The sequence below is a fragment of the Aminobacter ciceronei genome (genome assembly GCF_014138625.1).
Classification (GTDB): Bacteria; Pseudomonadota; Alphaproteobacteria; order Rhizobiales; family Rhizobiaceae; genus Aminobacter; species Aminobacter ciceronei.
On record NZ_JACJHY010000009.1, the window covers coordinates 151,286 to 174,549 of the forward strand.

The 23,264-nt window shown below is 62.1% G+C and carries 23 protein-coding genes and 1 tRNA gene; 17 read left to right on the forward strand and 7 right to left on the reverse strand.

Annotated features, from left to right (window positions below; translation table 11 throughout):
• The first annotated feature begins 42 nt into the window (after positions 1–42).
• The 6 genes from HNQ95_RS11755 (at position 43) to HNQ95_RS11780 (ending at position 5,241) form a co-directional block, all read left to right on the forward strand.
• The gene (locus HNQ95_RS11755) at positions 43–840 is read left to right on the forward strand and encodes an ABC transporter ATP-binding protein (protein ID WP_154384138.1); all 798 of its coding nucleotides are present in this window, start codon (positions 43–45) and stop codon (positions 838–840) included.
• A gap of 2 nt (positions 841–842) precedes the next feature.
• On the forward strand, positions 843–1,676 hold the full coding sequence (locus HNQ95_RS11760; RefSeq protein WP_157097081.1) for an ABC transporter permease: 834 nt from the start codon (positions 843–845) through the stop codon (positions 1,674–1,676).
• Positions 1,677–1,747: 71 nt separating this feature from the next.
• Positions 1,748–2,911 (forward strand): ABC transporter substrate-binding protein, encoded by a 1,164-nt coding sequence (locus tag HNQ95_RS11765; RefSeq protein WP_067961686.1) that lies wholly within the window; start codon positions 1,748–1,750, stop codon positions 2,909–2,911.
• Between the two features lie 630 nt (positions 2,912–3,541).
• On the forward strand, positions 3,542–4,444 hold the full coding sequence (locus HNQ95_RS33620; RefSeq protein ID WP_246340669.1) for an MEDS domain-containing protein: 903 nt from the start codon (positions 3,542–3,544) through the stop codon (positions 4,442–4,444).
• Positions 4,445–4,465: 21 nt separating this feature from the next.
• A complete protein-coding gene (locus tag HNQ95_RS11775) occupies positions 4,466–4,765 on the forward strand; it encodes a DUF982 domain-containing protein (RefSeq protein ID WP_067961692.1) in 300 nt (99 codons plus the stop codon).
• Positions 4,766–4,821: 56 nt separating this feature from the next.
• Positions 4,822–5,241, forward strand: coding sequence for a hypothetical protein (locus HNQ95_RS11780; protein ID WP_157097082.1), 420 nt, complete (start codon positions 4,822–4,824; stop codon positions 5,239–5,241).
• Between the two features lie 760 nt (positions 5,242–6,001).
• Here the strand turns inward: HNQ95_RS11780 and HNQ95_RS11785 are convergent.
• Together HNQ95_RS11785 and HNQ95_RS11790 are read right to left on the reverse strand one after the other, a co-directional pair.
• Positions 6,002–6,076, reverse strand: a tRNA-Glu gene (locus HNQ95_RS11785).
• Positions 6,077–6,155: 79 nt separating this feature from the next.
• The gene (locus tag HNQ95_RS11790) at positions 6,156–7,196 is read right to left on the reverse strand and encodes a YcbK family protein (protein WP_312874159.1); all 1,041 of its coding nucleotides are present in this window, start codon (positions 7,194–7,196) and stop codon (positions 6,156–6,158) included.
• 10 nt (positions 7,197–7,206) lie between these two features.
• Here HNQ95_RS11790 and HNQ95_RS11795 point away from each other — a divergent pair, with 10 nt between their 5' ends.
• Positions 7,207–7,488 (forward strand): hypothetical protein, encoded by a 282-nt coding sequence (locus HNQ95_RS11795; RefSeq protein WP_182585791.1) that lies wholly within the window; start codon positions 7,207–7,209, stop codon positions 7,486–7,488.
• A 93-nt stretch (positions 7,489–7,581) separates the two neighbouring features.
• Here HNQ95_RS11795 and HNQ95_RS11800 read toward each other — a convergent pair whose 3' ends face one another.
• Positions 7,582–9,411: a PHA/PHB synthase family protein gene (locus HNQ95_RS11800; RefSeq protein ID WP_067961699.1), complete on the reverse strand. Its 1,830-nt coding sequence runs from the start codon at positions 9,409–9,411 to the stop codon at positions 7,582–7,584.
• A gap of 144 nt (positions 9,412–9,555) precedes the next feature.
• Here HNQ95_RS11800 and HNQ95_RS11805 point away from each other — a divergent pair, with 144 nt between their 5' ends.
• The 5 genes from HNQ95_RS11805 to recJ all read left to right on the forward strand — a co-directional run bounded on the left by HNQ95_RS11805 (position 9,556) and on the right by recJ (position 15,548).
• On the forward strand, positions 9,556–9,900 hold the full coding sequence (locus HNQ95_RS11805; protein WP_246340682.1) for a hypothetical protein: 345 nt from the start codon (positions 9,556–9,558) through the stop codon (positions 9,898–9,900).
• A 48-nt stretch (positions 9,901–9,948) separates the two neighbouring features.
• Complete coding sequence (locus tag HNQ95_RS11810) at positions 9,949–11,166, forward strand: LL-diaminopimelate aminotransferase (RefSeq protein WP_067961704.1); 1,218 nt, start codon at positions 9,949–9,951, stop codon at positions 11,164–11,166.
• Between the two features lie 52 nt (positions 11,167–11,218).
• On the forward strand, positions 11,219–12,535 hold the full coding sequence (locus tag HNQ95_RS11815; RefSeq protein WP_067961706.1) for a homoserine dehydrogenase: 1,317 nt from the start codon (positions 11,219–11,221) through the stop codon (positions 12,533–12,535).
• 191 nt (positions 12,536–12,726) lie between these two features.
• A complete protein-coding gene (gene glpX / locus HNQ95_RS11820) occupies positions 12,727–13,701 on the forward strand; it encodes a class II fructose-bisphosphatase (protein WP_067961708.1) in 975 nt (324 codons plus the stop codon).
• Positions 13,702–13,757: 56 nt separating this feature from the next.
• Entirely contained in the window at positions 13,758–15,548 is a 1,791-nt protein-coding gene (gene recJ, locus HNQ95_RS11825; RefSeq protein ID WP_182574072.1) for a single-stranded-DNA-specific exonuclease RecJ, read from the forward strand.
• A gap of 13 nt (positions 15,549–15,561) precedes the next feature.
• Here recJ and HNQ95_RS11830 read toward each other — a convergent pair whose 3' ends face one another.
• The 3 genes from HNQ95_RS11830 to folE form a co-directional block, all read right to left on the reverse strand.
• A complete protein-coding gene (locus HNQ95_RS11830; protein WP_154384154.1) occupies positions 15,562–16,527 on the reverse strand; it encodes a patatin family protein in 966 nt (321 codons plus the stop codon).
• Positions 16,528–16,611: 84 nt separating this feature from the next.
• Positions 16,612–17,067 (reverse strand): phosphoribosyl-AMP cyclohydrolase, encoded by a 456-nt coding sequence (hisI, locus tag HNQ95_RS11835; protein WP_154384155.1) that lies wholly within the window; start codon positions 17,065–17,067, stop codon positions 16,612–16,614.
• Positions 17,068–17,104: 37 nt separating this feature from the next.
• On the reverse strand, positions 17,105–17,746 hold the full coding sequence (folE, locus tag HNQ95_RS11840; protein ID WP_067961716.1) for a GTP cyclohydrolase I FolE: 642 nt from the start codon (positions 17,744–17,746) through the stop codon (positions 17,105–17,107).
• 235 nt (positions 17,747–17,981) lie between these two features.
• On the opposite strand from folE, the gene HNQ95_RS11845 reads away from it, so the two are divergent.
• Positions 17,982–18,410 carry an iron-sulfur cluster assembly scaffold protein gene (locus tag HNQ95_RS11845; protein WP_067961718.1) on the forward strand — a complete coding sequence of 143 codons (429 nt, stop codon included), beginning with the start codon at positions 17,982–17,984 and terminating at the stop codon, positions 18,408–18,410.
• Here the strand turns inward: HNQ95_RS11845 and HNQ95_RS11850 are convergent.
• Positions 18,392–19,333 carry a LysR substrate-binding domain-containing protein gene (locus tag HNQ95_RS11850; protein ID WP_067961719.1) on the reverse strand — a complete coding sequence of 314 codons (942 nt, stop codon included), beginning with the start codon at positions 19,331–19,333 and terminating at the stop codon, positions 18,392–18,394. The genes HNQ95_RS11845 and HNQ95_RS11850 overlap by 19 nt on opposite strands.
• A 94-nt stretch (positions 19,334–19,427) precedes the next feature.
• Here HNQ95_RS11850 and HNQ95_RS11855 point away from each other — a divergent pair, with 94 nt between their 5' ends.
• The 4 genes from HNQ95_RS11855 to thrS all read left to right on the forward strand — a co-directional run bounded on the left by HNQ95_RS11855 (position 19,428) and on the right by thrS (position 23,176).
• The gene (locus HNQ95_RS11855; protein WP_157097083.1) at positions 19,428–19,592 is read left to right on the forward strand and encodes a hypothetical protein; all 165 of its coding nucleotides are present in this window, start codon (positions 19,428–19,430) and stop codon (positions 19,590–19,592) included.
• A 96-nt stretch (positions 19,593–19,688) separates the two neighbouring features.
• Entirely contained in the window at positions 19,689–20,051 is a 363-nt protein-coding gene (gene yidD, locus HNQ95_RS11860; protein WP_067961721.1) for a membrane protein insertion efficiency factor YidD, read from the forward strand.
• A gap of 147 nt (positions 20,052–20,198) precedes the next feature.
• Positions 20,199–21,044 (forward strand): class D beta-lactamase, encoded by an 846-nt coding sequence (gene blaOXA, locus HNQ95_RS11865; RefSeq protein ID WP_067961723.1) that lies wholly within the window; start codon positions 20,199–20,201, stop codon positions 21,042–21,044.
• 155 nt (positions 21,045–21,199) lie between these two features.
• Positions 21,200–23,176, forward strand: a complete 1,977-nt coding sequence (gene thrS, locus HNQ95_RS11870) for a threonine--tRNA ligase (protein ID WP_067961724.1) — start codon at positions 21,200–21,202, stop codon at positions 23,174–23,176.
• Positions 23,177–23,264 lie beyond the last annotated feature (88 nt).

Genomic DNA, 23,264 nt, shown 5'->3' on the forward strand with positions numbered 1-23,264 from the left:
GCGCTGGAACGGGAGAAGCATGTCCCGGACAGGGAGGATGGGATGGGAGGCCATACCCACGAGGCGCTGCGCATAAGCGGCGCAACCAAGACATATGCAGCGCACTCAGGCGTGGTCCACGCGCTGCAGGACGTGGACATGATCGTCGAGGCTGGCGAGTTCATCTCTGTCGTCGGACCATCCGGCTGCGGCAAGACCACCTTGCTCTGGTCCATTGCTGGCCTCCACCAGCTGAGCGGCGGCCGGATCCACCTGGGCGAGGATGAGATCAAGCAGCCGCATCCCAGCATCGGCATGATGTTCCAGGAAGCGAACCTGCTGCCCTGGCGCACCATCGAGCAAAACATCTCGTTGCCGTCCGAATTGCGCCGGATCAGGCCGGATAGGGACAGGGTCGAGGCCTTGCTCGAACGTGTTGGCCTTGGCGGCTTCGGCGAGAAGATGCCGCGCGAGCTCTCCGGCGGCATGCAACAGCGCGCCTCGATCGTGCGCGCACTCGCCAGTAACCCTGACGTCCTCTTGATGGACGAGCCTTTCGGCGCGCTGGATGCCTTCACACGCGATGAGATGAACAAGCTTGTCGAGGAGATCTGGCTCGAGGCGCGCAAGACAGTGATCCTGATCACCCACTCCATCGCCGAGGCCGTCTTTCTCTCCGACAAGGTCTACGTGATGAGCGCCCGTCCGGGCCGCATCTCCAGGGTCGTCGACGTGCCGTTCGAACGGCCGCGTCCGCTGGAACTCATGGAAACCCGTGAGTTCTTCGACCTCGTCAACGACATCAAATCCGACATCAAGCATCAGGTGCCGCCGGCAGGGCGCACGACCTCCGCGAGGTAACCATGACCGACATGACCCACAATTCAGACCTGCCGACCGGAGGCTCTGGCCTTGCCAGTGCCACGGGAATCGTCAGCGGCATGGGCGGCCAGGGTGCGCGTGAGATCATTGCGATCCTTGCCGTTGCCGTCCTCGTCATCGGCGGCGGTGAATTCCTGCTGCGCTTCTTCGATGTCCCTCAGTTCATACTGCCGGCACCGTCGACCATTGCCGCCGTCTTCGCCTCGCCGGAGATTACGACAATCTCGCAGCACTATGGCTACACGCTGTTCGAGCTGTTTGCCGGTTACGCCATCGGCGCCTCGATTGGGCTGGTGCTGGCGGCCGTTATCACCCAGTTCCCCTTCGTCGAGAAGGTGATCACGCCATACATCCTGCTTCTGGTGACCACGCCGATGTTGGCGCTGGTGCCGTTGCTGATCCTGAATTTCGGCTTCGGCTACACGCCGCGTGTCATTGCCGTCGCCCTGGCCTCCGGCCCGATGGTGATGGTCAACGCGGCGACCGGCTTCAGGCGCGTCGATGCCGGCAAGATCGCGCTTGCGCGGTCATATGGCGCCAGCACCTTGCAGATATTCACCAAGATCCGCATCCCCATGGCGATGCCGATGGTCATCGTCGGACTGATGATCGGCGCAATCTTCGGAATGATCACCGCAGTGGGTGCCGAGATGTCGGGAGGCGGGTTCGGCATAGGCAGCCGACTGACGACCTATTCGTCGACGCTGCGCATGCCCGAATTCTTCGCCTGCATCCTGATCCTCGCGGTCACGGGCATCGCGATCTACGCCTTCTTCTTCTGGCTCGGAAAGAAACTCGCCGGCTGGGAGAGCTGATTGGCCGGGGCGGGGAATGACCGCGCCCGCCAGCGCCACCTGACCGCGGTCTTCTGTATCGAGGACATGCAATGACAACGACCAACATTTCACGCCGCAGGCTGCTCCAGGTGGGAGCGGGAGGCCTGGTGACGAGCACGGTACTCGGAGGCAGCCTGTTCAAGCCGGGCATCGCATTCGCCAAGCCCTACGCCTCGCCATTCAACTGGATCTCGCCGCGCGGGACCATCGAGGTAATGGACGACTACCCCTATTGGGTGGCGAAGGAGATGGGCTATTTCGGCGATCTGGCTGTCGAGACGGCAATGCAGCCGGGGCCGTCGGATGGCACTGCCGTGGTCAAATTCCTGGCCGTCGAACAGGCCGACATTGGCTTCCCATCACCAGGCGTGCTGTCTTATGCCGTCAACAGCGGGATGGATCTGGTTTCGGTCTTCGGCAGCGGCAATCTCGACCTCTTCAACTTTGCCTTCCGCAAAGGCGAGGGCGTGCAGGATCTTGCCAAGATCGAGGGCAAGACTGTGCTGCTCGGGTCGGCCGCCTGGCAGTCGATCTGCGATCCGATGTTTGCAGCTGCCGGCGTTGACCCGAAGTCGATCAAGTATGTCGAAGCCGGCTGGCCAACCTGGACCACGGCACTCGCGAGCGGACAGGGCGATGCCTGCCTGGCCTGGGAAGGGTTGCGCGCCGACCTCTCGGCCAAAGGGCTCGACTTCGACTACTGGCTCGGCATGCGCGGCTCGCCGCTGCCGTCCAATTCGCTGGTCGTACGACGTGCCGACATCGAGGACCAGGACCGCCGCCACTTCCTCGCCCAATATCTCAAGGGTTGGGCCATGGGCAGCGCATTTGCCGACCGCAATCCAAGGGCCGCTGCCGACATCGTCTTCAAGGCACTGCCGACGACGAAAGCGAATTACGGCCCGCGCTATGGCACGGAGAGCCTCATGCAGATCCATCGCACCTTCAAGGGCGACATGGCGAAGCGGAAAGGCTGGGGCGAGCACGACATCCGGGGCTGGGACAGCTTCTTCAAAATCCTGAAGAAGATCGGCCAGTCGTCGATCGACATCGACACGGAGCGGTTCGTGACCAACGCCTTCATCGCCGATGCGAACAAATTCGATGTCGCGGCGGTGCATGCCGATGCCGACAATTATGCCCTGCCTGAGGATCTTGCCTCTATCGACATGGCCAAGGTCGAGGCCGGCTTCTACGGTAACGTCATCAACTGATCTCGACTGAGTACCGCGGTGGGCCCCGACCCGTCCAAGGCAGGGCCCGCCGCGCCGCCAAGCGATTCGAAGTCCACATCGATCCCGGCGTTGATGCGCTCGGCGCCGTCAGCGCGCCAGATCCTCGAGCAGCAGCGCCGCCGCCTCTGCACCATCGAGATGCGCTATCCGCGTCCCGATGACGATCGCGATGCTATGGCCCCTCGCTCCCTGTTCCGGTCTTGTGTGTGCCCGGATTTTCCTGCTGCACCCATGGAGCCGGATACGCCTTTGCAAAATCCTCGAGATCGCGGCGGCCATCTGGCATCCGGTCGGAATCCGCGAGCCATACGGTTGTTCATCGCAGTTCTTGGGGAGGCTTGTCAGCAATGGCCGAGGAGTTAGCGGGGAACCCTCTTCGCCGACGTGCGTTACAGTTCGAGCGGCTCCTAGTGAGTGCTATGAACCCGCGTCTTGCGCACAACAATTAGTTGAAATGGCCTTTAAATGCAGCCGCCTATTTATGGCCTAGGAGTACGAACGATAAGCGGTCGGCGAATATTGTACTGTTGATATTGTCAGGTTTACGCGTCTGGAAATGGTCGTTTACGTGGGGGTCCCCAATCTCGGCCGGACCCACTGGTGAGCCATATGAAATCTTCTGCTGCGCGCAGGGTTCAAGACGATCTGAAAGTCACTGCTGGTCCGGCCCAAGCGCCACGCAATTCCGGCATCAGCTCCATAAGCGAAATCGCTTGGGGCACGCACATATGTGTTTTTTACGAGACAAAGCAGGACCTTCTGGACGCCAATTTCCTGTATCTAAAGGCAGGTTTGGAAGGCAACGAGTTCTGCGTTTGGGCGATCTCTGATCCGATCACGGAGGCGGACGCAAGGAATGCGCTGCGCCGGTCAGTCCCCGACCTTGATGAGCGCCTCGATGCGGGACAAATCGAGTTTATTGCAGGCACGGACTGGTATCTGCGCGGCGGCGAGTTCGATTTGCAGCGGATTACCGGGGGGTGGCACAACAAGCTGCGGCTCGCATTGGCCAAGGGCTACGAGGGGATGCGTGTGAGTGGAAACGCATTCTGGATTGGCACCAACCATTTTCAGGAATTCACGGAGTACGAGCGCGAACTGGACCGATCGCTCGCTGGCCAGAAGATGGTTGTTCTCTGCACGTATTCCCTTTCGGAAAGTCGGATCGTCGACCTGCTTGATGTAGCCCGCGCCCATCAGTTTACCATCGCCAGGAGGTGTGGCGAATGGGAGTTCCTGGAGACTCCTGGACGCAAGTTCACCAGGCAAACAAAACAGGAAGTAGCGGAGGTCAATGGCGATATCTGCTCCAAGTCCTTTCCGGGGCACGACACGCTCACATCGAGGGAGCGAAACGTCTTGGGCGAACTCGTGAGGGGTTGCTCCAGCAAGGAAATTGCTCGCCAGCTAGGTATCGTTCCTCGCACCGTTGAGTTCCATCGAGCCAATCTGCTCAAGAAGGTAGGTGCGAGGAGTACAATTGACCTCGTCCGGATTGTCCTCGGGGAATAGCGCATTCCAGCTTTGATCATAATGGGAACTGGAGCCTGCGGGCTCCACAGAAGGCGAGGTTGTGAGTTGGAGGATGAACCGTTCGATACTCCGGTCTTGGTTCAGCTTGGCGCCGTAGACGAGATACGCTCTGTAGCCTCCACTCAAGAAGCAGCCGAGTACCTGCTCTTCCGGTGGCCACGAGCAACTGGACCTAATTTCGTCACCGCGACCGAGGCTTGTCTCGCTGTCCTGCAAGGGACCAAAGAGACGTCCCATGCCAGGTCTGCATTCGAGGAGGCTGCAAGAGAAGTTGGCATTCTGATCGTCAGCAAGATGTAGTGAAAAACTCTACTCGTTCGCTCGTAATTGCCTTGTAAATTGTAGGAATTGCGTACATGCCTTCAAAGGATGTAAATAAATGCCAAAGTTGGGTGTGGAGAGAAGTCAATTGTGAGGTAGAGTTGCTTTTCCCAGCGCGTGGCGTGCGCGAAATACACGGAGCGAAGTTTCGACTCATACGACTCTCTGAAGGGGGTGCATCCGTTCGTGTCGGCGGCATGAGAACCATCCCGGATTTCTTCTACCTGAGATTCAATAATGATGAGGGGACCTCTGGTTGCCACATCGTTGGAAGGTCTATCGATACCATCCACTGTGAATTCTTTCGCGAAAAGACTCGAAGCGAGGTCGATCGCATCATAGCTGAGGGAGAGTTCATCTCCGTTCTTGGCTCATTGTCGGGGGACAATGGTGATCAGACGCAGCAAGAAGACTTGCCGTTCGACGTCTGGCAACTTTTTGACAAGCTGTATTAGTCACCATCAGCCGCATTCGAGTTCCTGCTCGAGTTATGTTGAACGCCCGCCCAAGTCTCCGACGGATGGCGGCCGGGCCTGTGTGTGAACTGAGCTTGTCTATTATCGCGATGTAGCCGGGACCAGCCGGGGTTCTGAGCAACAAATTGCTCATTAGGCGGCGCCACAAGAGCGTGCTGTCAACGCGCCTGCCTAACATTGGTGGCTTGGTCACGATCCAAAAAAGGTCCGCGTTAACTTAAGCCTTCGGCCGTCAGCGCTGCTCGCCTCGTTCGTCTTCGCCGCCGCCGGAGACAGCGGCTCGACCGGTCTGCCGATGCGGGAGGCGCTGCGGGCAGAGCTCGCACGGATGCAGAGATCGGTGGCGCAAAGATCGGCGATCAGGCGATGGTCGATGCCCTTTCCCCCGTTCTCGTGGCTTTCGACGTTAGCCTCGCCGCCGCGGCCTCGGCGGCCCGCAAGGGCGCGAACTTCACCACAACCCAACCCGCGCCAAGGCCGGCCGCGCCGCCTGGCAGATCGAAGGGCACGTCGATCCAGCCATGACGGCTTTGCGCCTTAGCCATTATGAGGCGAGGGAGAGGCCGTAGCCGTTCGTGGCTCTGCTTCTCGTTCGGTAGCGGCGTGCATTGACAGGCGGTCAGTTGGACCTGCCTTGAATACAGACATGTGCCGTCGGGCATTACCGAGAGCGAGACGATGCGTGCAAGAATTGCAGCTGCCGCGTCTTCCGAAATGCTCAAAAAATGTGGAGAAAACCTGGTACGCCCAAGGGGAATCGAACCCCTGTTACCGCCGTGAAAGGGCGGTGTCCTAACCGCTAGACGATGGGCGCGCTCAGGTGAGGCGGTGTATAGTTGGCTTGTTCGAGACAGGCAACCCGTCTTTTTGCTGCGCCGCGAAATTTTTTCGACTTATCCACGGCGACGGCCGCAACGCCAGTTCCAGTCGCGTTCCGGGCCGACGTCGATGTGGACGGAATTGGTGTGGCAATAGGTGCCGACACCGCCGCGGCCAGGCATGGCGCGCAGATACGTCGCCAGTTCCCACTTGCCGACGCCGGGAATCTGGATGTCGGCTGCCGCGCAATACATGTGCTGCGAATTCTTGGCGCCGCGGGCGCGACGGTTGCGTTCCGGGTTGCGATAGCCCGATGTCACGATCATCTTCTTGCCGTAGTGCTGCTCGGCGGCCTTGAGGATGCGCACCAGCGACGGCTTCAGGCAGGCGACATCGACGCTTTCATGCTGCTTGAGCAGCCCGTTAGGCGCGAGGCGCGCCATGCCGGCAGCCGATGCCGTCTGGTACAGTTCTGGATCCTCGTCCTCGTGCAGGTCGACGTCGCTGTCGTCGTTGAGGCCGGACTTGCGCTTGATTTCGAACAGATCGGTGGTGCGCACGCCCGGCAGCGCCCAGTTCGAATCGCCGCCCGACGAGCCGCCCAGCGACGCAAGCTCCACCGGCTTTGCTTCAGTTTTTGCCGAGGCCAGCGTGATGATCGGCTTGGCCTTTTCCTCGGGTGCCTTCGGCTTGGTTTCAGACGATTCGTCGCCCATCGCGATCAGCGGCCTTGCCTTCTGTTCGGCGGGCGCAGGTGCTGCCTTGGCAGATGAAGAGCCGAACAACGAGGCGAACAGCCCCTTCTTCTTGGGCGCCTCTGGTTCGGCTGCCGGACCATTGGTCAGGATGAAGCCGGTATCCTGCTGCACCGGCGGCTTGGCCGGTTTTGCGTCCGCAGCCTGGGAAGCGACAGCTGCTGTCTTCGGCTGCTCCGCTGTGGCTGCCGTCGCGACCTGCTGCGGCTGTTCGGCACTGGCGATGGCGACTTCCGCTGCGTTTTCGCTTCCCGGCTTGATCAGTGGGACATAACCGACCTGGTCGGGCAGGGCAGTGTCGCCTGCCGTGCTCATCGTTGCCTGGGCCACTGATGTGGCTGGGGCGCCTGCTGCGGTCACGGATTGGGCAGTGGTTGTTTCGGTGGTCGTTGCGGCGTTGGCCGCAGGATTTGTCAGGTCGAAATTCGGCTCGCCCGTCGAGGAGCAGGACACGCTCATGAGCGAAACCAGCACGGTCAGCGCAACGCCGCAGCGCCGGTCTGCGAATCGCAGTCGTCCTGACGTCAAACCGGATCCCCTCTCATGCACTGCAGGCCAACGATTACGCTTGGCGATTGAAATCGAACATCTACGCAACCACGCTTCCGCAGAAGAAGCGGCACTCAAACTTGTGGCAATGATCCCCCAGTAAGCGGGCTAGGCGCCAATTAAGGCGAGATCATGATAGGCGCCATGTTTTCGCCCTCTTGGTAAAGGGCGTCAATTCAATGCCTGTGACAGCTGGTTACACGCGTACCTTTACATAGCTGCCGGGCGCATCCTCTAGCACGCGCCCGCTTATGCCAGGCTTGCGTGCCGCAACGCGGGTGTCGTCCTTGGCTTCGATCCAGCGCTGCCAGTGCGGCCACCACGAGCCCGGCGTCTCGGCAGCGCCCTTGAGCCATTCGTCGAAATCGCCTGATGGCTTGCCTCCCGACCAAAACTGGTACTTGCCGGCGGCGGGCGGATTGACCACGCCGGCGATGTGCCCAGAGCCGCCGACGACATAGTCGACATCGCCACCGAAATACTGGCAGCCGAGGAAGACCGAGCGGGCAGGGGCGATGTGATCCTCGCGCGCAGCGAGGTTGTAGACCGGAATGGTGACGTCGGCGAGCGAGATGGTTCGGCCGGCCAGCTCCATCCTGCCTTGCGACAGGTTGTTCTCGAGATAGCAGTTGCGCAGGTAGAAGGAGTGATTGGCCGCTGCCATGCGCGTCGAATCGGCATTCCAGTAGAGCAGGTCGAACGGCGTCGGCTCCTTGCCGCGCATGTAGTTGTTGATGACATAGGGCCAGATCAGGTCGCCCGAGCGCAGCATGTTGAAGGCCGTCGCCATCTTGGTGCCGTCGAGATAGCCCTTGTCCTTCATCGCTCCTTCGAGAGCCTTGATCTGATCCTCGTCGACGAACACCTTGAGGTCACCGGCATAGGTGAAATCGACCTGCGTCGTGAAGAAGGTGACCGATTGGATGCGGTGGTCACCTTCCTGTGCCAGCAGAGCCAATGCTGCCGCCAGCAACGTGCCGCCGACGCAGTAGCCGATGGCGTTGACCTTGGTTTCTCCCGTCGCCTGCTCGACGATGTCGAGTCCATATTGCAGGCCTTCGCGGATATAGGCTTCCCAATCCTTCAGGCCGTGGCGCTGGTCTGGATTGATCCAGGAGATGACAAAGACCGTGTGGCCCTGCTCGACCGCCCACCGGATGAAGGATTTCTGCGGGTTGAGGTCGAGGATGTAGAACTTGTTGATCCATGGCGGGCAGATCAGCAGCGGCCGCTTCAGCACCTTGTCGGTGGTCGGCGTGTACTGGATGATTTCCGCGACGTCGCTGCGGCCGACGACCTTGCCCGGCGTGGTGGCGATGTTCTTGCCGATCTCGAAGCCGCTGTAGTCGGCCTGCCGGAGCTTGAGGTCGCCCTTGCCGGCCGAAATGTCCTCGGCAAACATCTTCATGCCGCGCACCAGGTTCTCGCCGTTGCTGGCGACGGTTTCGCGAAACAGCTCCGGATTTGTGAGGATGAAATTGGACGGCGAAATCGCGTTGGCAACCTGCTTGACGTAGAAGCCGGCCTTGTGGCGGGTGTGCTCGTCGAGACCGTCGGCATGGTCGACGAGGTCGCCGGCCCAGCGCGCAGTCACCAGATAGGCCTGCTTGAGGAAATCGAAGAAGGCGTTGCGGCCCCATTCGGGATCGAGGAAGCGCTTGTCGCCGCGTTCTGGCTTGACGGCGTCGTCGACCTCGTCGCCGCCCATGCGCTGGATCGACTTGCTCCACACGTCGAGATAGCCGGAGAACAATCGGGTCTGCGCTTCCAGCGCGCGTTGCGGGTCGGACAGCCAGTATTCGCTAAGCTTGGAGAAGGTCTTGACCATGTCGGCCATCGGCTCGGCGACGGTGTCGCGCACCTCGCCCTTCTCGCGCGGTTCGGCCCAGGCGGAGGCTGCCTTCCCGGCCTGCTCGATCATGCGGGCCATGTTGAGCGCAAAACGTTCCGGATCTTTGACGAGGTATTGCTCGACGGAGGAGGGGGTATCGCCACTCTGCTTGTCCGAATCGTCTACCTTCGCCATGGTTCTTGCAGGTCCTCCCAAAGCGCCCATTGTTGACATAGTATCATGTGACGTCTTACCGGGTCCAACGCGCTCTACCGCGCCTGTCGGGGAAACTTTATGACATATAGTGTTGGTCGGAATGTTTTTTTCTGCTCCCGCGTGATGTTGTCCGCGGGCGTGCTGGCATTGGCCATTGCCGGTGCCGGCTGCACCAGCACGACCAGCGCCGACAGCAGCGCTGCACCGGCAACCGGACGTGGCGCGCAGGATACCGGCACCTACCCCAATCTCAACATTGCGCCTGAGGTGGCCGCCGCCCAGTTCACCGAGGACCAGAAGGCCGCCAAGCTGGCCGAACTCCAGGCTGCCAGACAGCGCCAGGGCGCCAAGGCCGGCGCAGGCGGTGGCAATTCGGCGGCGATGACCACGCTTGCCAGAAAGCACGGCGACGACACGCTGAAGGCCATCGAAGGCAAGTGCGAGACTATCGACCCCGCCTGCAATTGAGTGTATATCGCGCACGCATCGCCGAGCCCCCGTTTACCTGGAACTGACATGGAAGAATTTCACAAGGTCCGCCGCCTTCCGCCCTATGTCTTCGAGCAGGTCAACCGGCTGAAGGCCAGCGCCCGTTCGCGGGGCGCCGACATCATCGATCTTGGCATGGGCAATCCGGACCTGCCGACGCCGACCGCCATCGTCGACAAGCTGTGCGAAGTGGTGCGCGACCCGCGCACCCACCGCTATTCGTCGTCGCGCGGCATTCCCGGCCTGCGCCGCGCCCAGGCCAATTATTATGCCCGCCGCTTTGGCGTGAAGCTCAATCCCGATACCCAGGTCGTTGCGACGCTGGGCTCGAAGGAAGGCTTCGCCAACATGGCGCAGGCGATCACCGCGCCTGGCGACGTCGTGCTGTGTCCGGATCCGACCTATCCGATCCACGCTTTCGGTTTCATCATGTCGGGCGGCGTCATCCGCTCACTCCAGGCCAAGCCGGATGATGGCTTCATTCCGGCGCTCGAGCGCGGCGTCCGCCACTCGATCCCCAAGCCGCTGGCGCTGATCCTCAATTATCCGTCGAACCCTACGGCCTTCGTCGCCTCGCTCGACTTCTACAAAGACGTCGTGGCGTTTGCGAAGAAGCACGACATCATCATCCTGTCGGATCTTGCCTATTCGGAGATTTATTTCGATGGCAATCCGCCGCCCTCGGTGCTGCAGGTGCCGGGCGCGATCGACGTCACCGTCGAGTTCACCTCGATGTCGAAAACGTTTTCGATGCCGGGCTGGCGCATGGGCTTTGCCGTCGGCAACGAGCGCCTGATCGCCGCACTGACCCGCGTGAAGTCTTACCTCGATTATGGCGCGTTCACGCCGATCCAGGTGGCGGCAACTGCCGCGCTCAATGGCGACGGTGCCGACATAGCCGAGGTGCGCGAAGTCTATCACAAGCGCCGCGACGTGATGGTCGACTCGTTCACCCGTGCCGGCTGGGAAATCCCGGCGCCGGCGGCGACGATGTTTGCCTGGGCACCGATCCCGGAGCCGTTCAAGCATCTTGGTTCGCTCGAATTCTCCAAGCTGCTGATCGAACATGCGGACGTGGCTGTCGCTCCCGGCGTCGGCTTCGGCGAGCACGGCGACGACTATGTGCGTCTGGCGCTGGTCGAAAACGAGCACCGCATCCGCCAGGCAGCACGAAGCATCAAGCGCTTCCTGCAGACCACAGCCAAACACCCCAACAACGTGGTTCCGCTCGCAGCCCATCGCTGAGCGGCACCGCGCCACATTCCCAGAACGATTGAAATAAAGAGGCGCCGCGACCATGGCTGAAGCATTGCGTGTTGGAATTGCCGGTCTCGGCACGGTCGGTGCTTCGGTGGCGCGTGTGCTGCGCGACAAGGGCGCCGAGCTCACCCGGCAATGCGGTCGCGAAATCGTCGTGACCGCCGTTTCCGCCCGCGACCGCAGCCGTGATCGCGGTGTCGACCTGAGCGGCGCGCAATGGTTCGATGATCCGATCGAGCTGGCCGAGAAGGCCGACATCGACGTCTTCATTGAATTGATCGGCGGCGACGAAGGTGCTGCGCGCGCCTGTGTGCGTGCCGCGCTCGATGCCGGCCGCCATGTCGTGACCGCCAACAAGGCGCTACTCGCCAAGCATGGCGTGGCACTGGCCGAGGTCGCCGAGAAGAAGGGCGTACTGCTCAACTACGAAGCGGCCGTTGCCGGCGGCATCCCTGTCATCAAGACCATGCGCGAGGCGATGGCGGGCAACAGCGTCAATCGCGTGTTCGGAATCCTCAATGGCACTTGCAACTACATCCTGACGCGCATGGAAGCCGAAGGCCTGACCTTCGAGGCATGCCTCGCCGACGCCCAGCGCCTGGGCTATGCAGAGGCCGATCCGACCTTCGACATCGAGGGCAACGACACGGCCCACAAACTCGCCATCCTGACCAGCCTGGCGTTCGGTTCGAAGATTGCGGCCGACGACATCTATCTCGAAGGCATTTCCAACATCACCCAGGCCGACATTCGTGCAGCAGCTGAACTGGGCTATCGCATCAAGCTGCTCGGCGTCGCCCAGCGCACCGAAAGCGGCATCGAGCAGCGCGTGCACCCGACAATGGTGCCGACGGCATCCGTCATCGCCCAGGTCCACGGCGTCACCAATGCGGTGGCGATCGAAACCGACATTTTGGGCGAGCTGCTTCTGTCGGGCCCCGGCGCCGGCGGCAATGCGACCGCCTCGGCCGTCGTCGGCGACATCGCCGACATCGCCAAGAGCCGTCCCGGCTTCCAGCATGGTCCGGTGTTCGGCCGCCCTGCCAAGGAACTGAAGCCCTACAAAAAGGCGCAGATGCGCAGCCACGCCGGCGGCTACTTCATCCGCCTGACCGTACATGATCGCATCGGCGTCTTCGCAGCGATCGCCAAGCGCATGGCCGACAACGACATTTCGCTGGAATCGATCGTTCAGCACGCCAATGGCACCGAAGGTGGCATCGCCCAGAAGACCGTCATCCTGGTGACCCACGAGACCACGGAAGCTGCCGTGCGCAAGGCCGTCGACGGCGTGACCAAGGACGGTCACCTGACCGACAAGCCGCAGGTCATCCGCATCGAGCGCGCCGGCTGAGCAGGCGTCTAGGTCAGGGGCGCAATTGTGCCCCCGGCCAGGCCGTCAAGCCGCAATTCCCTTTCAATCGATTGATATTGTTTCGCTTTCGATAAAGCGGGCAACAGGTCTTGCCGTTGTCATGCGGGTTTGACAATAAGAGCCGGCCCGGTTTGGGCGCTCCGAACTCATCGACTTCAGGACCCAGTATTATGGCGAAAAGCGTTGTAGCCGGCCTCGACCGGATTCTCACCATGGAACTCGTGCGCGTCACCGAGCGGGCCGCCGTGGCTGCAGCCAGGCTGCGCGGACGCGGCGACGAGAAGGCCGCCGACCAGGTTGCCGTCGACGCCATGCGCCAGGAACTGAACCGCCTTGCCATCAACGGCACGGTCGTCATCGGCGAAGGCGAACGCGACGAAGCTCCGATGCTCTACATCGGCGAGGAAGTCGGTTCCGGCGGCCCCGATGTGGACATCGCGCTCGATCCGCTCGAAGGCACCACCATCTGCGCCAAGAACCTGCCCAACGCCCTTGCCGTCATCGCCATTGCCGAAAAGGGCAGCCTGCTGTTTGCGCCTGACGTCTATATGGACAAGATCGCCGTCGGCCCGGGTTATCCCGAGGGTGTCATCGACATCGACGCCTCGCCGGCCGACAACATCGCCAGCGTCGCCAAGGCCAAGGGCGTGCCGGTCGAAGAAATCACCGCCTGCATCCTCGACCGTCCGCGCCATTCCAAGCTGATCGAAGCCGTGCGCGAGACCGGTGCTGCCATCCGCCTGATCGGCGACGGCGACGTGGCCGGTGTCATCCACACCACCGATCCCGAGGAAACCGGCATCGACATCTATCTCGGCACCGGCGGTGCGCCCGAGGGCGTGCTGGCTGCTGCTGCGCTGCGCTGCACCGGCGGGCAGATGCTTGGACGCCTGATGCTCGACACCCCTGAGAAAGTTGCGCGCGCCGCCACCATGGGCATCACCGACCCCAAAAAGGTCTACCGCGTCGAGGAGATGGCGCGTGGCGACGTGCTGTTCGCTGCCACCGGCGTCACCGACGGCAACATGCTTGCCGGCGTCAAGTTCGGTCGTGACTCGATCACCACCCACACGATTGTGCTGCGCTCGTCGTCCAAGACCGTGCGTGAGATCAAGGCACGCCACCAGGATCTGGAAAAATTCTGATTACGCGCCTGTTGCGGTCGCCTATGGTCGATCCGAAGCGGGTGGACCTCAACTGAATGGCGACTGAAAAGCGTAACTTTCTCGGCGTAAGGCGTTCGGCCACCGGTGTTTCCTGGGAACATCGCCTGACCGAACGCCAGGACATGCTGGCGCTCGCCATCGCCCAGGGGCATGGCGTGCCCGACATCGTCGCCCGTGTGCTTGCCGGCCGCGGCGTGCTGCCCGAGGACACCGAGCGGTTCCTCGATCCCACCATCCGCGACCTGTTGCCCGATCCGGCCTCGCTGACCGACATGGACAAGGCGGCATCGCGCCTTGCCGACGCGGTGCTGCGCAGCGAAAAGGTCGCGATCTTCGGCGACTATGACGTCGACGGTGCCTGTTCGTCGGCGCTGGTGAAGCGATTTCTCACCCATTTCGGCATCGAGTCCGAGATCTACATTCCCGACCGCATCTTCGAAGGTTACGGCCCGAACCCGGATGCGATGCGTGAGCTTATCGGGCGCGGTGCGAGCCTGATCGTCACCGTCGACTGTGGTACCAACAGCGCCGCCTCCATCGACGCGGCCAACGAGGCCGGCGCCGATGTGGTGGTGCTCGATCATCACCAGGTCGGCGGCGCGCTGCCGAATGCCGTGGCCCTGGTCAATCCGAACCGCGACGACGATCTCTCCGGCCAAGGCCATCTCTGCGCTGCCGGCGTCACCTTCCTGGCCTTGGTGCAGACGGCAAAGGTGATGCGCGCGCGACTGCCTGACGCGCCGCGTCCCGATCTGCTCAAGCTGCTCGACCTTGTGGCACTTGCGACGGTCGCCGACGTCGTGCCGTTGACCGGCGTGAACAGGGCCTTCGTCGTCAAGGGGCTGCAGGCCATGCGCCAGCAGAACAATGTCGGGCTGACGGCACTCGCCCGCGTCGCGCGCATAGGCGAGCCGCTCAACACCTTCCACCTATCCTTCCTGCTCGGCCCGCGCATCAATGCCGGCGGGCGCATCGGCGACGCGGCGCTCGGCAGCAAGCTGCTTGCCACCGACGATCCGGTCGAAGCCGGAACCATCGCCGAAACGCTCGACCGCCTGAACCAGGAGCGCCAGGCGATGGAAACGGAGATGCTGGCCGAGGCACGCGCCGAGGCCGATGCCGAAATCGGCGCCGGACCGGGCCCGGCCGTGTTGGTCACCGCGAGCACCACATGGCACCCCGGCATCGTTGGCTTGCTGGCATCGCGTCTCAAGGATCACGCGCGCCGCCCGGCTTTTGCGATTGCCTTCAACCCGAATGGCGTTGGCACAGGGTCAGGCCGTTCCGTGTCCGGTTTCGACCTTGGCCGGCTGGTGCGCGAGGCGGTCGAAGCCGGACTGCTGGTCAAGGGTGGCGGGCACGCCATGGCGGCCGGCATCACCGTTGAGCGCGCCAAGCTGGGCGAGTTGCGCGCCTTCTTCGAACAGCGCGCCGCAGCCGACGTGTTCCGCCTGCAGGATGAGGAAAGCCTGAAGATTGACGGTGCGCTGGCCGCGGAAGGCGCGACGCTGAACCTCGTCGACGCGCTGGAGAAAGCAGGACCGTTCGGGGCAGGGCATGTGCCGCCCGTTTTCGTCCTGCCAAGGCATCGCATCGCCGATGCCAGGCTGGTCGGCTCCGCACATATACGCATCGACCTGCGTTCGGAAAGCGGCGGCAAGGTCCAGGCGATGGCGTTCAGGGCGGCAGAGACGCCACTTGGCGATTTCCTGTTCCGGAACCGCGACCGTGCAATACACGTCGCCGGCTCGATTTCGGTCAATCATTGGAATGGCAGCCGCACGGCCCAGTTCAGGATCGTCGACGCGTCGCTGGCCGGTCCTTGACCGAGAATTGGTCTTAGCCGAGAACCGCCTGAAGCCTCAGGATCTCTTCCATCTGTGCCTTTGTCGCCTCGTAGCCGAGCCGGATGGCCTCGTCGGCGCGGTGGAATTCGGACAGGCCGATCAGGCCGAGCTTGGGCTGGATCGACAGATCTGGCGGATCGCCGGCCAGCCGCGCGCGGGAAATGCGATCCTGGATGATGTTGAACGCTTCGACCATGACACCCGTGATGCCGAGTCGCGCCTCGCGCTCGCTTTGAGCGGAGTTCTCTCCCGGTGCAGCCGGACGCTCGACCACCAGTTCGCCAGCGCTATGCTTGATCACTGCCGCGCGGCCGAACAGGTCGTAGTGCAGGTTGACCGCAACGACCAAGGGCTGCTCGTTGGCGCGGCAGACCGAAACCGGCACCGGATTGACGAGCGCGCCGTCGACCAGCACGCGGCCGTTGCAGGTGACCGGCTCGAACACGCCGGGCAGGGCGTAGGACGCCCGCATCGCCTTGATCAGCGAACCGCTCGACAGCCAGATCTCGTGGCCGGTGCGGATTTCGGTCGCAACGCAGACGAAGGGTTTCGGCAGATCCTCGAAGGTGATGCTGCCCATGTGCTGCTGCATGCGAGAATCGAGCTTCATGCCGCCGAACAGTCCGCTGCCGCCGAGCTTGAAGTCGAACAGGCCGAAGATACGGCGCTTGGTCAGGCTACGGGCGAATTCCTCGAGCTGATCGAGCTTTCCGGCGAGATAGCAGCCACCGACGAGGGCACCGATCGAAGTGCCGGCGATCATGTTGATGCGGATGCCGGCTTCATCAAGCGCGCGCAGCACGCCGATATGGGCCCAGCCGCGTGCAGCACCGCCGCCGAGCGCCAGTGAAATGCCGTTCTGTCTTGCTGTTTCGGGAACGTTCGAACTTGTGCCGGAAGAAAAGCCATTGGCTTCCCGGACGTTCTGGCGCGCATAGAATGACGCCCATTCGAGCATCGCACACTCCTTGTTCCCAAATACAGACTACTCCCGACCCGTATTAAAATCGTGAATCTCTGTGTTCTGGAACAGGTAGCCGGTTCACGTTTTCTTGCGGTAGGTCTCGTCGACATCGAACAGCGGATCGCTGCCGTCCGCGCTGAGCGTCGCGACACTGCCTTGTCGTCCTACCGTCCGATAGAAACAAGAACGCCGGCCGGTGTGACAGGTTGCGTCGTGGCCGCTCACTTTTACCTTGAGCCACACCGAGTCCTGGTCGCAGTCGGTGCGAATCTCCTGGACGTGCTGGAAATTGCCCGAGGTTTCGCCCTTCTTCCAAAGCGCGTTGCGCGAGCGCGACCAATAGTGGGCGATGCCGGTCTCGATCGTCAGAGCCAGCGCTTCGGCATTCATGTGCGCGACCATCAAGAGCATGCCGTCGGCGGCGTCAGTCACCACGGCGGTGACCAGACCGTTGACGTCGAAACGTGGCGAGAACAGCTCGCCCTCTTCGAGGGCGCGCTTGTCGTTGGAAACTTCGGGAAACTGCAAGGTCATCGCCGGGGTCCTAAGTCGGGGCTCCGGCGAAGCGGGATCAGATCCCGCCGCCGCCGGCTCGTACCATGGTCACGAACCGGACCTGTTCTTCGGGGGTATCCCGGAAAACGCCGGTGAATGTGGAGGTCAGGGTCGTCGAACCCTGCTTGCGGATGCCGCGCATGGCCATGCACATATGCTCGGCCTCGATCATCACGGCGACGCCGCGCGGGTTTAGCACGTCCTGGATGACACCGGCAATCTGCGCCGTCATCGCTTCCTGCGTCTGCAGGCGGTGGGCGAAGATATCGACGACGCGGGCGATCTTGGAGAGACCGACGACCTTGCCATCCGGCAGATAGCCGACATGAGCCTTGCCGATGATCGGCACCATATGGTGCTCGCAATGCGAATGGAACTTGATGTCACGAACGATGACCAGGTCGTCGTAGCCGGCGACTTCCTCGAATGTGCGGCCAAGCTCGTCGGCCGGGCACATGTCGTAGCCATTGAACATTTCACGGAAAGCCTTGGTCACGCGCTTGGGCGTGTCGATCAGGCCTTCGCGCTGTGGATCGTCGCCGGTCCAGCGCAGGAGCACCTTCACAGCGGCTTCGACCTCCGCCTCGGTCGGGCGGTCGGTTGCAGGCTTGTCCATATAGGCTGATTGCGGCATCAGCTTCTTCGCTACGGCATCCATATCAGGCGTCTCCAGTAGTCCCTGTCAGAGCAGGGACGAGTTGAACGGACACAGCCACTTTAGGGACCACCGGAACGAGTGCCGTACCCAAAGCTGCTTATCTTGCTCAAATCCCGATGCCTTTTCAGCTCCTTGTCGGGAGGCGAGCGCCACCATTATATATGGGTGAAGACGACGATTGGAAGATGCGTCAGCGACAAGAGTTGTTCATCACACGCACTCAGAGTGAAAAAAGTTGATCGACGACATCTATAACACGAAAATTCTCGGTTTCGCCGGCAATATCGGCCGGCTCGGCCGGCTCGATCACCCCGATGCGACGGCGACAGCACATTCCAAGCTGTGCGGGTCGACGGTCACGATCGATCTGGCGATGAAGGACGGTATCGTCACCGACTTTGCGCATGAGGTGAAAGCCTGCGCTCTGGGCCAGGCGTCGTCATCGATCATGGCCGAGCATGTCGTCGGCGCCAGCGCCGATGAATTGCGCGCCGTGCGCGACACGATGCTGCGCATGCTCAAGGAAGGCGGCACGCCGCCGGAGGGCAGATTTGGCGACCTGAAATATCTCGAGCCGGTGCGCGACTATAAGGCGCGGCACGCCTCGACGATGCTGACCTTCGACGCCGTGGTCGACGCCATCGGTCAGATCGAGCGCAGGTAGGCTGACGCCAGGCAGTTGTCGAGAATCTCGAGGCTTTTGGCGAATTCGGTCTTGATCCACTCGGCGAAGCACTGTGCCGGCTCGGACAGCTTGGCCAGGTTCTTCGCCACCAGCCAGTAGCCGCCGCAGACGACGTTGGTCTCGAACGGCTTGACCAGCGTTCCTGCCTGAAGCTCCTCGTAGACCAGCAAAAGGTCGCCAAGGGCGACACCGTGGCCGAGCATCGCCGCCTGTTTCGACAGTGCCGCGTCGGCCAGCAACGGCCCGCGCTCCGGTACGGATGCCTCGTCGGCACCCGCCGCCTCGAACCAGCGTGCCCAGCCCTGGCGGTTTTCCTCATGCAACAGCGTGTAGCGGCGCAAGTCGGCAGGGGAGGCCAGTGGCGGGCCGGACGCCAGCAGCGCCGGCGACAGGATTGGCGAATCGACGACCATCCCCAAAAGTTCCGACTCGCTGCGCGGCCACGAGCTGTTGTGCGCGCTGAAGCGCAAGGCGAGCTCGGCCTGGTCGCTGCGGAAATCGATCAGGCGTGGGTCGACATCGAGCGCGATCTCGATGTCGGGGCGCATCTCGCGAAATTTGTTGAGGCGCGGCAGGAGCCAGCTGGCAGCCAGCGCCGGCTCGGCACTGACGCTGACCACTGAAAGGGAAGGCCGTGTCGCCAGTTCAGAAAGCCGGCGGTCGATGTCGTCGAAGCTCTTGACCAGCTGCTGCAGCAATTTCTGGCCCGGCTCGGTCAGTTCGACACGACGGTGATAGCGCACAAACAGCGGCTGGCGCAGGAAACTCTCCAGCTCGCGGATCTGGCGACTGATGGCCGCCTGGGTGACAAACAGCTCGTCGGCTGCACGGCTGAAACTCAGGTGCCGCCCGGCTGCCTCGAAACTTCTCAATGCCGTCAGCGGAAGCCGCCCGCGGTTCATTCGCATAATCTCAAGTTATCCAAGCTGGACGTTATACTCGTTTGAAGAGCACGGCTAGAGGCCGTCTAATCCTCCGACACAAGGAGGAAAAACCATGCCAACGCTCTTCAACGCCTACGCAGAGATGTTCCGCATCGCGACCTTTCAGGCCGACCATGCCATCCAAAGAACGAAGTGCTGCGACGCCGACCGGCTTCAACTCGACGCTCCGCAACGGCGGTGCCCCCACCGCGGGGCGAAGCTTGGCTGGAATGCGTGACACGGCGCCGCAGCGGCGAGGTGGTAGATGCCGAACATTGCGTCTGCATGGCGGAATGGACATCTATAGCGAATAGATTCCGATCCGGCGGAGACGATGGACCACGGACATGACCAATCACGCGGCACCGCCGCGCGCGGCCGCAACTGGGCCGGGCCGTGGCGCAAGACGCCCGGCCGAGTGCTCGGCACCTCGTTGGTCCGGCTTTACCAGCTGACGCTCTCAGGCTTTATCGGCAATTCATGCCGGCATCTGCCGACCTGTTCGGAATATGCGCATGAGGCGATTGCGCGCCACGGCTTGTGGGCCGGCGGCTGGATGGGCCTGTTTCGCGTCCTGCGTTGCGGCCCCTGGGGCACCCATGGCATCGACCGGGTGCCGGAGAGCCTTGCCGCGCCCTATGCCTGGTACCTGCCGTGGCGCTATTGGCTGATTGGTCGACGTCCATCGGGGCATTGAAGTGGATGCAGCGCGCGCCGCATATCAGTTAACGCCGATATTTTCCGGTTTACCGTTTGCTCAGGCTAAGACAGTTCCGTCCAAGTTGAGCCATATTCGAGACAATTGCTGTCCATAGTCCTTTGGCGCCAACCGACAGAGGATGTCATGACAGTGCTTGCTTCGTTTCGTCGATCTTCGATCTTCGCTTTCTTTTCTCTGCTTGCAGTGCCTTTTGCCGCGGCGCAGGCGGCCGCCAATGATCCGGCGCTCAAGCCCGTGTTCGAATGCACGCTGATTGTCGATGCCCAGAACGGCGCGACCTTGCGCCGCGACGGTACCTGTGACCGGCGCGTGAGCGCGGCATCGACATTCAAGGTGCCATTGGCACTGATGGGCTACGATGCCGGCATTCTCACCGATGCGCATACGCCGCGCTGGGATTACAAACCGGAATTCAACGCCATCAAACGCGACCACAGGCCCATCGACCCGACGATCTGGGAAAAGGATTCGGTCGTCTGGTACTCCCAGCAGATCACCCGCAAGCTCGGCAACGAGCGCTTTGCCGGCTATGTCCAGAGCTTCAACTATGGCAATGGCGACATCACGGGCAATCCAGGCAAAAAGGATGGCCTGACCCACTCGTGGCTGAGCTCGTCGCTGCAGATTTCGCCAGATGAGCAGGCGGCATTCATCAGGCGTATTCTCGATCGTAAGCTTTCGGTCTCGGCCAAGGCATACGACATGACCGGCCAGATCCTGCCTGCCTTCGACGCCGGCGACTGGAAGGTCCAGGGCAAGACCGGCACCGGCTGGCTGACCAACAAGGCAGGCGCCCAAAATCGCACCAGGCCGTTTGGCTGGTTCGTCGGTTGGGCCGAAAAGGACGGCCGGAAGGTCGTCTTTGCCAGGCTGTTCGTCAACGAAGGCAAGAGCCCGGTACTCATGGGACCAAAGGTGCGCGCCGACTTCCTCACCGACCTGCCAGGGTTGATCAAGTCGGCCAACTAGTTCCAGGCTCCTCCGAAATGACGCAGCGGCGCTCGAAGCGTCGCTGTTTGGCTTTACGAGCCAGAAAACTCCCCCTAAAAGACCCCTCGCTGCCGGACGCATCCGGTTTTTTTTACCACCCGCGCTCGTTTGCGGGACTGGATAGGAGAAGAGCTTTGTCGAATTCCGTTTCCCTGACATTCCCCGATGGTTCCGTCCGCGACTACGACGCGGCAATGACTGGTGCTGCATTGGCCGAGTCGATCTCGAAGTCGCTGGCCAAGAAGGCGGTGGCCTATGCCGTCGACGGCACCGTGCGCGATCTTTCCGATCCGCTCGGCAAGTCCGGCAAGGTCGAGATCGTCACCCGCGACGACCCGCGCGCGCTCGAGCTGATCCGCCACGACACCGCGCATGTGCTGGCGGAAGCCGTGCAGGAACTGTGGCCCGGAACCCAGGTCACCATCGGCCCTGTCATCGACAACGGCTTCTATTATGATTTCGCCCGCAACGAGCCTTTCACGCCCGAGGATTTCCCGGCGATCGAAAAGAAGATGCGCGAGATCATCGGCCGCAACAAGCCGTTCACCAAGCAGGTCTGGTCCCGTGACAAGGCCAAGCAGGTGTTCCGCGACAAGGGCGAGGCCTACAAGCTCGAGCTGATCGACGCGATCCCCGAGGACCAGAACCTCAACATCTACGCCCAGGGCGAGTGGTTCGACCTGTGCCGTGGTCCGCACATGGCCTCGACCGGCCAGATCGGCAGTGCCTTCAAGCTGATGAAGGTCGCCGGTGCCTATTGGCGTGGTGACAGCAACAACCCGATGCTGACGCGCATCTATGGCACGGCTTGGGCTGACCAGGCCCAGCTCGACCAGTATCTGCACATGCTGGAAGAGGCAGAGAAGCGCGACCACCGCCGCCTCGGCCGCGAGATGGATCTGTTCCACTTCCAGGAGGAAGGTCCGGGCGTCGTGTTCTGGCATGCCAAGGGCTGGAAGATGTTCCAGAACCTGGTCAGCTACATGCGCCGCCGCCTCGACCAGCAGGGCTACCAGGAAGTCAACGCGCCCCAGGTGCTCGACAAGAGCCTGTGGGAGACCTCGGGCCACTGGGGCTGGTATCGCGACGCGATGTTCAAGGTGACGGTTGCTGGTGACGACACCGACGACGACCGCGTCTTTGCGCTGAAGCCGATGAACTGCCCGGGCCACGTGCAGATCTTCAAGCACGGCCTGAAGTCGTATCGCGACCTGCCGGTGAAGCTCGCCGAGTTCGGCAACGTCCACCGCTACGAGCCGTCGGGCGCGCTGCACGGGCTGATGCGCGTGCGCGGCTTCACCCAGGACGATGCGCATATCTTCTGCACCGAGGAACAACTCGCCGCCGAGTGCCTGCGCATCAACGACCTGATCCTGTCGACCTATGCCGACTTCGGTTTCAACGAGATTTCGGTGAAGCTGTCGACGAGGCCCGACAAACGCGTCGGCTCCGATGAGGCATGGGATCACGCCGAAGAGATCATGGGCAATGTGCTCAAGACCATCGAGGCGCAGTCCGGCAACCGCATCAAGACGTCGATCAATCCGGGCGAGGGTGCCTTCTACGGCCCCAAGTTCGAATACGTCCTGCGTGATGCGATCGGCCGCGAATGGCAGTGCGGAACGACCCAGGTCGATTTCAACCTGCCCGAACGCTTCGGCGCCTTCTACATCGGCTCGGATTCCGAGAAGAAGCAGCCGGTCATGGTCCACCGCGCCATCTGTGGTTCGATGGAACGTTTCCTCGGCATCCTGATCGAGAACTATTCGGGCCACTTCCCGCTGTGGTTCGCGCCGCAGCAAGTGGTGGTGACCACGATCACCTCGGACGCCGACGACTATGCGCGTTCGGTCGCTGCCAAGCTCAAGGCCGCCGGCCTGTCGGCCGAAGTCGACCTGCGCAACGAAAAGATCAACTACAAGGTCCGCGAGCACTCGCTGGCCAAGGTTCCGGTCATTCTTGTCTGCGGCAAGCGCGAGGCGGAAGAGGCGACCGTCAATGTCCGCCGTCTCGGTTCGCGCGACCAGGTGTCGATGGGCCTCGACGAGGCAATCGCTGCTTTGCGTGACGAGGCGATGACGCCGGACAGGCGCCGCGCGCTGACCGCTTGAGACAAACAGGCCTACGCCTGAGACAAACAAGAAGGGCGGCTCGATGCCGCCCTTTTCAGTTCAGAGGTCCGGAAGTCAGGCGACTTGC